Below are 12935 nucleotides of genomic sequence, written 5' to 3'. Positions count from 1 at the left end.
CAGTCAATGTCAACTGCCAGGACCTGCTCAGACTACACCAACACGACCACCTTGCCAAAGCTGTCGCTGGCTTCTAAAGCCGCCTGCGCGTCTGCGGTGTGCGCTAAATCAAACGTCTGCCTCGGGGCCACATCGATGTGGTGTTGGTCGATCAGCTGCAACAGCGCATTAAAAGCGGGACCGTTAATGGCCGCACCAGATTCAAAGTTGGTCAAGCTGGCACCATTCGGCAAGGCAAAAGGATCAAAATCCGGCACCGTCCACTGATCGCCCAGCCCGCCGGTGACGCAACAATACCCGCCTGGCAATAGATGCGCCAAGGAATCCTGCAGCGTCTTGGCACCAACGAGCTCCACGATCGCGTCATAGCGGTTGGCGGCTGGCAAATGCCCTGCTTCATCTAACACCGGGTGGTCGCAGCCGATGGCTTGTAATTCAGCAAACTTCGCTTGCCGGCGGGTGCTGCCGCTGACGGTGACTGCCGGATTCATCGCCTTGGCCAACTTGATGGCCGCGACACCGACGCCGCTAGTGGCGCCGCGGATCAACAGTGCCGTTGCCTCAGTGATATGCGCATGTTGCAAGGAGCCAAAAGCCGTGAAATAAGTTTCCGGTACGGCGGCTAACTCTGCCCATGACAACTTCGTGGCAACTGGATACAGCTGTTCATTGGGCAACAGCGCATACTCGGCATACCCGCCGTCGAATTCTCGGCCCATACCGCCCATCAAGCTCACCACCCGCTGGCCGACGGGGAGTTGGTCAGGTGCAGTCGTCTCGGCGATTTCGCCGACACATTCGATCCCTAAGATCCGGGGAAAATGCACACTTGGCGATTCGCCTTTGCGGGTATAGATCTCTGAGTGGTTGATCCCAAACCCTTTGACCTTCACCAAGCTCCAGCCTGGTTTCACTTGCGGCGTAGGCACCTCCTGCAGCTGTAAGGCTTCTGGCCCGCCAGCATGGTTGATCACGATTGCTTGCATCTTGTCGCGTCCTTTCTGATCATGTCTAATACCGCTACCGTATCACCGTCCTTGCACGTGCGCAAGCCGCTCGGCACTGATTTTGCGCCATAGAAAAAGCCCACGCTTGGCGTGGGCCTGTGTGGATCAATTTGCCAGTGCTTTGGCAGCTGGTTGTTGCGTCTTGGTGTGATCATGCTTGCCATAATTGATCAAGCGCATAGCGTTGAAGATCACGACTAAGATACTGATCTCGTGAACGAACATCCCGCTGGCCATGTAGATGAAGCCGGCGATCAAGCCTAAAAGCAAGAAGGCGACGACGGCAATCGCGATCACGATATTTTCCCGGGTGTTCAATACCGTCTTCTTGGCCAGCTTGAAGGCATGGACCAAGGCGTCAAAGCTCGACTGCATCAAGACGATATCCGAGGTTTCGATCGCCACATCAGTGCCTGATCCCATGGCGATGCCGATATCGGCGGTCGCTAGCGACGGGCTGTCGTTGATCCCATCCCCGACAAAAGCGACCTTGCGTCCTTGTTCCTTGAACTGCTTAACAAACTTCACCTTTTCATCTGGCAACAGATCGGCATGGACTTCATCAATACCCAGCTTTTGGGCCACAAAATTTGCGGTTTGGGCATTGTCCCCAGTCAACATCACCAGATGCTTGGCGCCAGCTTGCTTCAGTGCGGCTAATTGGGCTTTCAGATCAGTGCGGATCACGTCAGCGATACCAATGATCGCGGCGACTTGGCGATCTTGAGCGACGATCACGACTGAGCTGCCGCTGGCTTGCAGCTGGCTTAAGTCAGCTTGTTGCTGGCTGGATAACGCGACGTTGTGGCTGGCAAGCAATTTAGCATTGCCGGCGCACAGCTGATGACCGTCGACCGTTGCGCTGATGCCTTGTCCCTTCACCGTTTGACTATCGGTGAGGGTGGTGTGCTGGTAATCGAAGCCTTGCTCATCGGCATAAGCGATGATCGCGCGGCCCAGCGGATGATCAGAAACAGCTTCAACAGCTGCGGCGGCAGTCAGTGCCGCTTGTTTGTCTTGGGTGTAAGTCAAGACTTTGGTGACTGCAGTCTTGCCTTCTGTCAGCGTCCCGGTTTTATCAAACACGAAGGTATCGATCTTGGAGAAGGTATCCATCGCTTCGCCGCCTTTGACCAAGATGCCGCGCTTGGCGCCGTTGCCGATGCCGGCGACATTGGAGACTGGCGCGCCGATAACCAGCGCCCCTGGGCAGCCCAGCACTAAGACCGTGATGGCCAACTTGAAGTCCCGGGAGAAAATGAAGACCAGCAAGGCGATCACCAAAACCGCTGGTGTGTAATACTGTGAGAACCGATCGATGAACTTTTCGGCATGCGACTTCGTATCTTGGGCATCTTCGACTAATTCGACGATCTTGGCGAAGGTGGTATCATCGCCGACTTTGGTGGCTTTGATCTGAACATAGCCGTTGCTTAACAAAGAGCCGGAATAAACTTGATCCCCTGCGGCCTTGCTGATTTCCTTAGACTCGCCGGTGATCGCTGCTTCGTTGGTGTAACCTTGCCCGTCAACGACCACCCCATCAACTGGGATCGAGCCGCCGGTTTTGACCAAAACCACGTCGCCTTCATCGACATCATCGACATCAACGTCTGCCGTCGAGCCGTCTGGCTGGACCACTGCGGCGGTGGTCGGCGCCATTTCGGTCAATGACTTGATAGACTCACGGGTCTTGGACAGTGTTTTTTGTTCCAAGAAATTCCCGAACAAGAACAAGAAGGTCACGATCGCGGATTCATTGTATTCGCCAATGATGAATGCCCCGACCACTGCAATGGTGACCAGCAATTCAATTGAGATCACCTTGACCTTCAACGCCTGAAACGCGTGCAAGGCGATTGGCATCACGGCGATGATCGAAGCGACGATCAAAGCCGCGTTATAGATCAATGTGTTTTGCGCCAGCCACTTGCTGGCATAGCCAATGACGATCAGTGCCGCGACGATAGCGGTTAAATGATTCGTATGCTTTTGGAGCCACGCTTGAAACTTCATATTGACACCCCATCTCTCTTATTTACAAGTACAGCTTACCGTGATGGGGCACAATTAAACTTGACCTATATCAAGTTTGGTCAAAAAAAACCGCCGCCCAGGAATTTTTCCTAAGCGGCGGGGTTAAAACGCACTTACTCTAGTTTCAAGCGCGCGACCACGGCTTTGATCGCCGCGATTTGCGCCGGGGTATGGTAATACTTAGCCTGCAAGTCCTGCAAGCTGACCGTATGATCGATAAAGACGTTTTCCGACGTCGTATGATTCGGATCGCGCACCCCATAAGTCACATCCGTCTTGTTGATGCGATACGGGATTTGACTATCAGCTGTTTCACTGTCTACGATATACGGATATAAGGCAGTGTTGTTGGCAAAATGCAAAAAATTATCTGCCGTCACATTATCGCCACGATATTCTGCCAACAGCACCCCAACGGTTTTTGGATCTAATGCTTGGGACTGAGCGGCCTGATTAGCTGCCGGCTGCGCGCTTTTAGCCGGCGCGGTGCCATTGGCGACTTTGGTGAAGCCATTGCGCACATCCGCGTTTTGCGTGGGGGACAACGCCGGTTCGCCATCGCGGGATTGATCGACTAACACAACCGGCTGTGAATGGTGAAAGGCAAAGACATAAGTGATCCGGTTAGGCAATGGCGGTACGGTGCCATCATAGTTGTAGATCGCCACCACGTTGTAATCATAGTTCCCGTTGCCTTGCGGGCTCCACCCGATCGTCCCTGGGTCGCCATTGATGGCCATGCCGTTTAACGCGTCAGGATAAGTGACCCCAGTCGACGTCTTCAAAGGATGATGGCCATCATATTCGGTGTAGGCTTGCCCCATTGTCGGCGCCCATTGATCGATGAATGCCTTGAGTTGCTGATCTTTGGCCGCGTCCCAAGGCGTCTTGGCTTTGGCCTGCGATGACGCTTGTGCGGATGCCTTTGACGCACTCGTTGTTTGCGACTTAGCCTTAGCCGCCACGCTGCTTGAGGTTTTGGTACTGGATGCGGCTCCTTGTTTGCTTTGTTGCCCGCATCCTGCCAGCAGCGCCACAGCTAATCCTAGCGTCGCGCCGATTGCCATGAGTCGGCCGAAGCCGGTATTGCGTTGATTCATCATCATACCCCTTATTCTTTGAACACCCAAAAGTAACGATCGCCCCAAGCGGCCGAAAAAATGCTTGGATCGATGCCTACTGATCTCTACGTACCACCATAATAGTTTATGCCGCACATTTCAATGATCACAAAAAAAACGCCGACAAAGACGTGTGTCGACGGTTGATTTTATCGATTATGCTAACACCACCACATGCTTGCCCACAAAATGGCCGGATTCCAGATTAGCTTGGGCGGCACCGACTTGTTCAAGGCCGTGATACACCTGGGCGATCGGCACCTTGAGCTGGTTATCAGCAATGGCTTGCAGCACCTCATTGAAAGCCTGCGCCGGCAGATCTTTGGCTTCGCCGGCGTAACTGGTCAAAGACTTGCCGCTAGGGATCATAAACGGTGAGAAATGCGCGATATCCCAACCGCCGCCAAGCCCGCCGGCGAAGCACACGCGGCCGCCGGCAGTGACTGCAGCAAACGTGTCAAACAGCGTCGTCGTACCCACCAGCTCCAGCGCCTTATCCACGCCATCAGGCAAGAGCTTGTGTACCTGAGGCGCAAGCTGGCCATCATCAATTAAGACATGCGTGGCGCCAAAGGCCTTGAGCTTGTCGACTTTGGCGGGATTGCGCGTGGTGGCGAACACCGTGGCACCAGCCATTTTGGCCAAGGCGATGCTCATCAAGCCGACCGTCGACGAGCCGCCGCGGATCAACACACTTTCACCAGCTTGCAAGGCCAAGCCGGTGTGCAATGAGCCGTAGCTGGTTTGCAGCATTTCCGGCAAGGCGCCGACTGTCGCCCAGTCGAGCTTGGTGTCCAGCGGGATCATCGCAGTGTGCGGGACCAAGCAGTACTGCGCATAAGCGCCATCGATGGCGCGGCCTAAGCCGCCCATCATCATTGCCACCTGCTGGCCAACCGCGTAAGGCGAATCTGGTGCAGTGGCTGAAACAACGTCGACGCCTTCAATGCCCAAGATCCGCGGATATTGAAAATCGCCATCCGACTCGCCTTTGCGACTGGTGACTTCAGATTCGTTGACCCCAAACGCCTTAACTTGCACCACATCACACCCGGCCTTGGGCTTTGGCGTTGGCACCTCAGTTGGTTTCAAGTCACTTGCCGCACAAGGGCCAGTCAGTTTAATTGCTTGCATAAAAATTCCCTCCTTCTAACGGGCTGCGGCGCTCAGCTGACGGCATACTCCAGCCAGCCATATTGCGTCGCCCCATTTTCCACCAGCGTATCGCCGGAATTCAATTGCCATAAGCGGTCTTGGGCCTGCAGGTGTTGCGCCTCACAGTAAGCTTTCAACGCCTTCAAGCCGCGATCGATCCCAGCAGCAGTGTTTTCGATCCACACGCGCACATAACGGCCGGCAGGCTTTTCCAAAAGCGGCAGATAATCGGCGCTGTCAGCTTGATCCGTGGCTTTCAAGATCCGAAAGCCGGCATCTTTGTAACCCGCCGGATCACTCACCGGCAAATCGGTCAAAAAACCCGACGTCGCCGTATCCAGCAGGGTCATAGCATCGAGTTCTTGATAAAATTCTGCAAACAGCTGCGCGACTTCTTGCTCGGTGCAATCAACGGCCTTGCGTGAACACCAAAACGTCGCAGGTGCCAGCGTGGCTACTTCAGGCACATACAACTGCGGCGCTGAAGTTTGGGCTTGTTGGTGCAGCCGCTGATCCAACACCGCTTGAATGCGCTGCAGCTTCTTGATCTGGTCGCTGATTTTGGCTTGCGCTTGGCGCAGCACCGGCAGCGCGGGCTGACCGCCGCTTTGAATGGCCTTGATTTGTTCCAGCGACAACCCGATATTGCGCAATCCCAGGATCGTCATCAGATCATAAAGTTGTTTATAATCATAGTAGCGATAGCCTGAATCGCTTTTCTGCGCAGGTTTGAACACCCCTTGTTCGTCATAAAAGATCAGCGTCCGCCGGGTGGTATTGGCCAGCTTCGCCATGTCACTAATTTTAAGCATTGCATCGTCCTTTGCCTTGACTGTTACGCGACGTGATAGTTTATAACTAGTTTAGCACAGTGCGACCAGGCACCATTGCCGCTTTTTGGTGATACGCCGCCGGAACAACATCAGTGTAAACTGTCCCGCAGCGTGACAGTCAACCCATTAATTTCAAGAAAGGATCCATCATGTCAATTCAAGATGATATCTTTAAGCACCGGCAGCCAGACGCCGCCAAGCTCAAGCACTTCGGCTTCACCTATGACCAAGCCCAGTGGCGCTATCAAACCCCGCTGGTGCAAGGCTTCGAGTTAGTCGTGACGATCAAAGACGACACGGTCACCACCACCGTGATCGATCAAGAATCCGGCTTGCCTTATGTTTTGCACCTGGATCCGGCCAACTCTGGCATGTTTGTCGGCCAGATCCGCGGTGCATATGTCGCCACACTTGAAGCAATCGCCAAGGATTGCTTTGTGCCCACCATGTTTACCACCGGGCAAATGGACGCCATGATCGACGCTATCGGCAAAAAGTACGACGAGCACCCTGAATTCTTGTGGGCCAACTTTCCTAACAACGCGATCATTCGCCGCAGCGACAACCGCAAGTGGTACGCCTTGTTGGTGAAAGTCTCCGCTGATAAATTGGGCCTAGACGGGACCGATGCCGTGGATGTGTTGGTGGCGCGGGCCGATCCTGCAGTCGTCACGGCACGCCTGGCCGCCAAAACGGCGCTGCCGGCTTATCATATGAACAAAAAGCACTGGCTGTCTTACCAACTGGACCACGGTACGCCGCTGGAAACGTTAATGGGGTATGTTAAAGACAGTCGGGAGCTGGCCAAATAACCACAGTGTCACGTTGAGCGCTCCACGCACTTTCTCGGCGTGACCCTTTTTGGGTAATATATTCACTTGTCAGCGCCGCGCCTTCGCCCTACCCTTATCGCAGGAGGTCCAATTCATGCAAAAATCGACTATCATCCCCGCTGTCAGTTTGGCTGCAGCAGCTGCCTTGCTGATCAAGTACCGCAAACCTGCCGCCAGCCTCATCATTGGCAATCAGCCAAAATACGCGCCTGCTGCTTTCACCTTAAACCCCAGCTCGCCTTTATACGGCAAACATATTGTCTTCTTAGGCTCATCCATTACATATGGGGCTGCCGCTTTGGGGCAATCTTTTGTCGACGATCTGGTGGCCAGCGACGGCATCATTGCCGATAAGCTGGCCGTGACTGGCACCACTTTAGCCGGGCATGAGCACAGCAGCTACATTTCCCGCTTTGCCCGCTTCCAGCCGCAAACCCAACCTGACGCTTTCGTCTGTCAACTTTCCACCAACGACGGCCGCGCCGGCAAACCCTTAGGTGCAATCACAGCCGCTGGCGTCAGTGACTTTGACACCACCACGACCATCGGTGCCATCGAAGCCATCATCACCCGGGTCAATCAGGAATGGCACTGCCCGATCATGTTTTATACCTGTCTGCGCAAACCTGACGCTGAGTATCAACAGCTGATCACCAAGCTATATCAGCTCCAAGCCAAGTACGACTTTGCGATCCTCGATTTGCGTCATGATCAAGCTTTAGCCAGTGCCACCAGCGCGCACGCTTTTGCAATGTTTGACGATGCCCACCCGACGCAACTGGGCTATGCAAAACTGTGGACGCCGATTTTTCGCGCCCGATTAAGCGCCCTTTTGCGCTAAGTCGGCCCCGCATCACCGCGTTTATCACACAACGTCAAAACACACCAGCCCAGCTGCCAGGATCATGGCAGCTGGGCTGGTGTGTTTTAGCAAGCGCCGCTGATTTATTTCTTAAACCGCTTCAAATAATGCGCCGCAAACAGCTTATGGAACTTGACCCCCAAAGTCGGATTGGCCGCGTCGATATCAGCGTACATGGCGTTGGTGATCTTGGTCAACAATGCCGCCAACTGATCTTGTTCCGCCTCACTCAACGCCTGCAGAAACGGCGGTACTTCTTGGGCGGCAGACGTAATTTCTTGGCGGCCTGCATCAGTTAAGCTGACGAGATTCACGCGGCGATCTTTGGTCGATTTGCTTAACGTCACCAAGTTGCGCTTGGCTAGTTTGGCGACAAATTCACTGGTCGATTGCGGCGACATCCCCAAATGCGTCGCCAATTGCCGCTGCGATTGGTGATCTTCATCTGTCAATGCCAGCAAGATCTTGCCTTGGCCTTCCACTGTTAAATGCGGCCGCGTTTGCTTGACGATATCGTCGTAGATCTTGCTGAGCTGCTCATACTCTGCCAGTTTCCCCGCTGCCAACTCCGCTTTGGCTTCATTTGCCACCACACATCATCCCATCTTTTTGTTTTCTTCAGTATACAGCATTACCCAGCAGCGCACTTGACATATTAATCAGGGGCCCTTATGATATTTTAGTCAGGTCACCTGATTAAATCTCAAGGAGGCAAATATGACCAATCCTAACATGATCCAAGTCAATCATATTTCTAAACACTTCGGCAACCACGCTGCCGTGCAAGACGTTTCGTTTAACGTGCATCAAGGCGAGATCTTCGGCTTGCTAGGCCCAAACGGCGCAGGCAAAACCACCTTGATCAAAATGATGACAACGCTGTTGCGTCCAGATCAAGGCCAAATCTTGCTTAACGGCTTTGATACGCAAACCCAAAGCCGCCTGGCCAAACAGCAATTTAGCGTCACTGGTCAAACCGCCGCCATTGATCAAGACCTCACCGCAACTGAAAACCTCATGATCTTTGGTCAATTGTCAGGCTTAACGCACCGCGCTGCTCGCCGCCGCGCCACTGAGTTATTAGCGGCCTTTGATCTAGTCGCCTCAGCACATCAAACCCTGGCAACATTTTCCGGCGGGATGCGGCGGCGCTTGGATCTGGCAGTGAGCTTGGTGGGCAAACCTAAGCTCTTGTTTTTAGATGAGCCTACCACCGGCTTAGACCCGCGCACGCGCGATCAAATGTGGCGCGTGATCAAAGACATGGTGGCAAGCGGTTCAACAGTTTTACTCACTACTCAATACCTGGAAGAAGCCGCGCAATTTGCCGATCGCATCGCGTTGATCGATCACGGAAAACTGCAAGCGATCGGCACCCCTGCTGAACTGGGCCAACGCGTCGGCGGCAAACAACTGCGCCTGCAAGTCACTGCCGCCAAGATGCTGGCAGAAGCCCAACGGATCCTTCAAGCAGCCATCAAACAGCCGATTCAAGTTGGTCAGCGGTCATTAACTGTCGCCCTTGCCGATGACCAGCTGCCAGTTTGTGCCGGCTTGCTTGATCAGTTGGCGGCAGCCAAGATCGGCGTCAGCCAATTTGCCATCACCTCACCATCATTGGATGAAGTGTTTTTTAAGCTGACTGTCGGGAAGAACTAAGGAGGAAAGGCATTTGTTTAATCAAAGTCACACCTTAAGCAACATCCTGACCATGACGCAGCGCAACCTGCTGAAAACCTTGCATGATCCGGATAATTTCAGCGATGTGCTAATGGAGCCGGTGCTGTTTACATTGCTATTTGGTTATTTGTTCGGCGGCGCCATTGCCGGCAGTGTTCACGCCTACTTGCCGCTGTTGGTACCAGGGATCTTGATCCAAAGTATCCTCAACGCAGCATCAGGTTCCGGCCAGCAGCTGCGCGAAGATATCAATCACGGTGTCTTTGATCGCTTCAAAACGCTGCCGATCGCCGCGATCGTACCGCTGGCTGGCCAACTGCTAGGCGACGTCTTGCGCTTGCTGCTGGCAGGGATCATGGCGCTGCTCACCGCGTTGGTCATGGGCTGGCGGCCGACGGTGAGTCTGCCAATGCTTGCCGCGGCTTTATTATTGGCGATTTTCATCGGCTGGTCAGCTTCTTGGCTCTTTGCCTTGGTGGGATTGATGGCCAAGAACGCCGAATTGATCGGCAGTTTATCGATGATGATCATTTTGACACTGACGTTCTTATCCAACGCCTTTGTGCCAGTCAAAACGCTGCCTAGTTTCCTGCAAGTGATCGTGCAGGCCAATCCGGTCAGCTACACCGTCACGGCGCTGCGGACCTTGCTGACTACCGGTATTTGGGGGCTGCATGCCACTGTTGCCTTGCTTTGCGGCATCAGCATGATCGCGATCTTCATGCCGTTGAGTTTGCTGGCATATCAAAAGCGCGCCTAAGTAACACAAAGCTAATCGAACAAACCATCCTCTCGCTTCAAAGCAGCCGTTGACTGTCACGTGGCGAGATAGTTTATAACTGATTCTGGCGCAATCAAGCAGGTTCCTTTAAGCCGTACACAGCGATTGCGCCGCATCAACAGTTAAGCCAAACTATCTCGCCGCGTGACATTTTGTCATTACGCCTGCGAGCGACAGGAGCGGATATTTTGATCGAATTTAAAGCCATCACCAAACAATATGCTGACGACACCGCGCTGCAAGCCGTAAACTTGCGCGTCAACTCGCGCGAGCTATTCGTCTTAGTCGGCCCTTCTGGCAGCGGCAAAACCACACTGCTTAAAACCGTCAATCGCCTAGTCGTTCCTACCAGCGGTCAAGTCTTGATCGATGGCGAATCGGTGGCTGACCAAGACCTGCAACAACTGCGGCGCCATGTCGGCTATGTGCTCCAGTCCAGCGCGCTGTTTCCGAACATGACCGTGATGCAAAATGCCGCAGTGCAACTCGAGGCATTAGGGTGGGACAAGGCCCAAATCAAGCCGCGCATCGAACACTTGCTGCAGCTGGTCGACTTGGATCCCAAGCTGTATGCCCAGCGCAAGCCGGCACAGCTTTCTGGCGGTGAGGCCCAACGCGTCGGCATCGTGCGCGCCTTGGCGGCTGACCCCAAACTGATGTTGATGGACGAACCTTTCTCTGCATTGGACCCAGTGGCCAAGCGCCAGTTGCAGAACCTGATCTTGCGGCTGCATCAAAAACTCGCCACAACGATCATTTTTGTCACGCATGATATGCAAGAAGCGCTGCGGCTGGCGGACCGCATGGCGGTGCTGCACAATGGCCGCCTGCAACAAGTCGGCACCCCGCAAGCAGTGCTGGCCGCCCCGGCCAACGCTTTTGTCGCGGATTTCTTCAAAGATGTCATTGCCGCACAGCAAACACTGGCGCAAGTGGTGGCGGCGGGCTTTGGCCGGCCGGCTCACCACGCCGCCGACAAAACCTTATTCAGCTCGACTTCCATTTATACCTGGGCTGCACTGCTGCATGCCGCTCCAGAATCGGTCGTGCAAGTCGGTGCGACACAACTCACCGCAGCCGACTTGATTGCCTACCTGGCCACTTGCCCAAAAGGAGGCCTAAGCCATGTTTAACCAAGCCCTTCACTACGCCCAAGCCAACAGTCATGAACTCTTAGTCGCCTTAGGCCAACACATCGCCGTGTCAATCATCGCCACGATCATGACCATCTTGATCGCGATCCCGCTGGCCATACTCTTAATGAATCACCGCCGTGCCGGTGAGTTCGTGCTGCAAATCGCCAGCATCATTCAAACGATTCCCAGCTTGGCGATTCTCGGCTTGTTGATCCCTTTTGTCGGCATCGGCACGGTGCCTGCGATCATCGCCTTGGTTTTGTACGCGATCATGCCGATTTTTCAGAACACTTATGCCGGATTGACCAACATTGATCCATTGTTGATCGAAGCGGCTGATGCCATGGGCGTTTCGCGCCGCTATAAACTGCTGCGCGTGCAACTGCCGCTAGCGATGCCGATGATCCTCTCAGGCATTCGCATCGGCGTTGTGATGATCATTGGCACCGCCACCTTGGCAGCGTTGATTGGCGGCGGCGGACTAGGCACGTATATCCTGCTGGGAATCCAAAGCAACAACAACGCCGCGTTATTGATCGGCGCCGTGTTGGCCGCCGGATTAGCCTTGATCGCCAGCGGATTGATCAAGCTTTTGTCCCATACTTCGTTGAAACACCTTGTGATCGGCGGCGCGGCGTTGGCCGTGGTCGGCGGCGGGACCTATGGCGTGCATGCCGCAACTGTTTCGCAACCCGCAACGATCACGATCGCCGGCAAAATGGGCGGCGAACCCGAGCTTTTGATCAATCTCTACAAAGACCTGATCCAAGCCGATGAGCCAAACGTGAATGTCACCTTAAAGCGAAATTTTGGCGGCACCAGCTTCTTGTTTAAGGCGCTGCAAGCTAAGCAAATCGATATTTACCCGGAGTTCACCGGCACCGTCTTGCAATCGCTGGTTAAAACCGATCAGCCTATCAGCCACGACCCGCACCAAGCTTACCAAACCGGCAAAACCGCTTTAAGCCAGCAGTTTAACATGACCCTCCTGCCTCCAATGGCGTATCAAAACGGCTACGGCATGACCGTCACCCAAGCTACCGCTGCCAAATACCACCTCAAGACTATCGCTGATTTAGCCCAGTACCCAGAACTGCGCGCCGGCTTTGATCCGGACTTCTATCAGCAAAGCGATGGCTATCCTGGCTTAAAGCAAGCTTATGGCTTGGCGTTTCACAACGTCAAAACCATGGAGCCGTCATTGCGCTATCAAGCGCTGGCCCAAGGCAGTTTGGCTGTGACAGATGCTTACACCACAGATCCGCAAATCAAGAAATATCACTTGGTGTTGCTGCAAGACACCAAGTCCTTCTTCCCGCCTTATCAAGGCTCGCCTTTGATGCTGACGAGTTTTGCCAAGGCGCATCCGCAAGTCGTCAAAAGCTTAAACCGTATCGCCGGTAAAATCTCGACCGCAAATTGCAAGAACAAGTTAGCCACCCCATGGCACGACACCGTGAGATGAACTGTTATCTTTGATGAGTTGAGTT

The 12935-nt window shown here is 54.1% G+C and carries 12 protein-coding genes; 6 read left to right on the top strand and 6 right to left on the bottom strand.

The window, feature by feature from the left end:
- Positions 1 to 32: 32 nt before the first annotated feature.
- The 5 genes from EKM91_RS11505 to EKM91_RS11485 form a co-directional block, all read right to left on the bottom strand.
- Complete coding sequence (locus tag EKM91_RS11505) at positions 33 to 986, bottom strand: alcohol dehydrogenase catalytic domain-containing protein (RefSeq protein WP_125754065.1); 954 nt, start codon at positions 984 to 986, stop codon at positions 33 to 35.
- 126 nt (positions 987 to 1112) lie between these two features.
- A complete protein-coding gene (locus EKM91_RS11500; RefSeq protein WP_125754064.1) occupies positions 1113 to 3023 on the bottom strand; it encodes a heavy metal translocating P-type ATPase in 1911 nt (636 codons plus the stop codon).
- A 134-nt stretch (positions 3024 to 3157) separates the two neighbouring features.
- On the bottom strand, positions 3158 to 4144 hold the full coding sequence (locus tag EKM91_RS11495) for an Lreu_0056 family protein (RefSeq protein WP_225419516.1): 987 nt from the start codon (positions 4142 to 4144) through the stop codon (positions 3158 to 3160).
- 177 nt (positions 4145 to 4321) lie between these two features.
- Positions 4322 to 5299, bottom strand: coding sequence for a zinc-binding dehydrogenase (locus tag EKM91_RS11490; protein WP_125754063.1), 978 nt, complete (start codon positions 5297 to 5299; stop codon positions 4322 to 4324).
- A 32-nt stretch (positions 5300 to 5331) separates the two neighbouring features.
- Complete coding sequence (locus EKM91_RS11485) at positions 5332 to 6132, bottom strand: MerR family transcriptional regulator (RefSeq protein WP_125754062.1); 801 nt, start codon at positions 6130 to 6132, stop codon at positions 5332 to 5334.
- A 170-nt stretch (positions 6133 to 6302) separates the two neighbouring features.
- Here EKM91_RS11485 and EKM91_RS11480 point away from each other — a divergent pair, with 170 nt between their 5' ends.
- Together EKM91_RS11480 and EKM91_RS11475 are read left to right on the top strand one after the other, a co-directional pair.
- Positions 6303 to 6965, top strand: coding sequence for an MmcQ/YjbR family DNA-binding protein (locus tag EKM91_RS11480; RefSeq protein ID WP_125754061.1), 663 nt, complete (start codon positions 6303 to 6305; stop codon positions 6963 to 6965).
- A 115-nt stretch (positions 6966 to 7080) separates the two neighbouring features.
- Entirely contained in the window at positions 7081 to 7827 is a 747-nt protein-coding gene (locus tag EKM91_RS11475; protein WP_125754060.1) for an SGNH/GDSL hydrolase family protein, read from the top strand.
- Positions 7828 to 7931: 104 nt separating this feature from the next.
- Here the strand turns inward: EKM91_RS11475 and EKM91_RS11470 are convergent, their stop codons facing one another.
- Positions 7932 to 8438: a MarR family winged helix-turn-helix transcriptional regulator gene (locus EKM91_RS11470; RefSeq protein ID WP_125754059.1), complete on the bottom strand. Its 507-nt coding sequence runs from the start codon at positions 8436 to 8438 to the stop codon at positions 7932 to 7934.
- A 127-nt stretch (positions 8439 to 8565) separates the two neighbouring features.
- Between EKM91_RS11470 and EKM91_RS11465 the strand changes: the two genes are divergently transcribed.
- The 4 genes from EKM91_RS11465 (at position 8566) to EKM91_RS11450 (ending at position 12910) form a co-directional block, all read left to right on the top strand.
- Positions 8566 to 9507: an ATP-binding cassette domain-containing protein gene (locus tag EKM91_RS11465; protein WP_125754058.1), complete on the top strand. Its 942-nt coding sequence runs from the start codon at positions 8566 to 8568 to the stop codon at positions 9505 to 9507.
- Between the two features lie 52 nt (positions 9508 to 9559).
- Positions 9560 to 10288 (top strand): ABC transporter permease, encoded by a 729-nt coding sequence (locus EKM91_RS11460; protein WP_125754080.1) that lies wholly within the window; start codon positions 9560 to 9562, stop codon positions 10286 to 10288.
- Between the two features lie 209 nt (positions 10289 to 10497).
- Positions 10498 to 11442 (top strand): ABC transporter ATP-binding protein, encoded by a 945-nt coding sequence (locus tag EKM91_RS11455; protein ID WP_125754057.1) that lies wholly within the window; start codon positions 10498 to 10500, stop codon positions 11440 to 11442.
- Positions 11435 to 12910, top strand: coding sequence for an ABC transporter permease/substrate-binding protein (locus tag EKM91_RS11450; protein WP_125754056.1), 1476 nt, complete (start codon positions 11435 to 11437; stop codon positions 12908 to 12910). The genes EKM91_RS11455 and EKM91_RS11450 overlap by 8 nt, the downstream gene beginning before the upstream one ends.
- Positions 12911 to 12935 lie beyond the last annotated feature (25 nt).

Source organism: Lacticaseibacillus baoqingensis (assembly GCF_003946165.1).
Classification (GTDB): domain Bacteria; phylum Bacillota; class Bacilli; order Lactobacillales; family Lactobacillaceae; genus Lacticaseibacillus; species Lacticaseibacillus baoqingensis.
Note: the sequence above shows the minus strand (reverse complement) of the source record. Positions and strands in the feature narration are given on the sequence as shown.

What these genes read in the sequence shown, in the direction of transcription:
- EKM91_RS11465 (WP_125754058.1), top strand. Translation starts at nt 8,566, where the DNA reads ATGACCAATCCTAACATGATCCAAGTCAATCATATTTCTAAACACTTC.
- EKM91_RS11505 (WP_125754065.1), bottom strand. Translation starts at nt 986, where the DNA reads ATGCAAGCAATCGTGATCAACCATGCTGGCGGGCCAGAAGCCTTACAG.
- EKM91_RS11480 (WP_125754061.1), top strand. Translation starts at nt 6,303, where the DNA reads ATGTCAATTCAAGATGATATCTTTAAGCACCGGCAGCCAGACGCCGCC.
- EKM91_RS11460 (WP_125754080.1), top strand. Translation starts at nt 9,560, where the DNA reads ATGACGCAGCGCAACCTGCTGAAAACCTTGCATGATCCGGATAATTTC.
- EKM91_RS11500 (WP_125754064.1), bottom strand. Translation starts at nt 3,023, where the DNA reads ATGAAGTTTCAAGCGTGGCTCCAAAAGCATACGAATCATTTAACCGCT.
- EKM91_RS11450 (WP_125754056.1), top strand. Translation starts at nt 11,435, where the DNA reads ATGTTTAACCAAGCCCTTCACTACGCCCAAGCCAACAGTCATGAACTC.
- EKM91_RS11495 (WP_225419516.1), bottom strand. Translation starts at nt 4,144, where the DNA reads ATGAATCAACGCAATACCGGCTTCGGCCGACTCATGGCAATCGGCGCG.
- EKM91_RS11490 (WP_125754063.1), bottom strand. Translation starts at nt 5,299, where the DNA reads ATGCAAGCAATTAAACTGACTGGCCCTTGTGCGGCAAGTGACTTGAAA.
- EKM91_RS11485 (WP_125754062.1), bottom strand. Translation starts at nt 6,132, where the DNA reads ATGCTTAAAATTAGTGACATGGCGAAGCTGGCCAATACCACCCGGCGG.
- EKM91_RS11475 (WP_125754060.1), top strand. Translation starts at nt 7,081, where the DNA reads ATGCAAAAATCGACTATCATCCCCGCTGTCAGTTTGGCTGCAGCAGCT.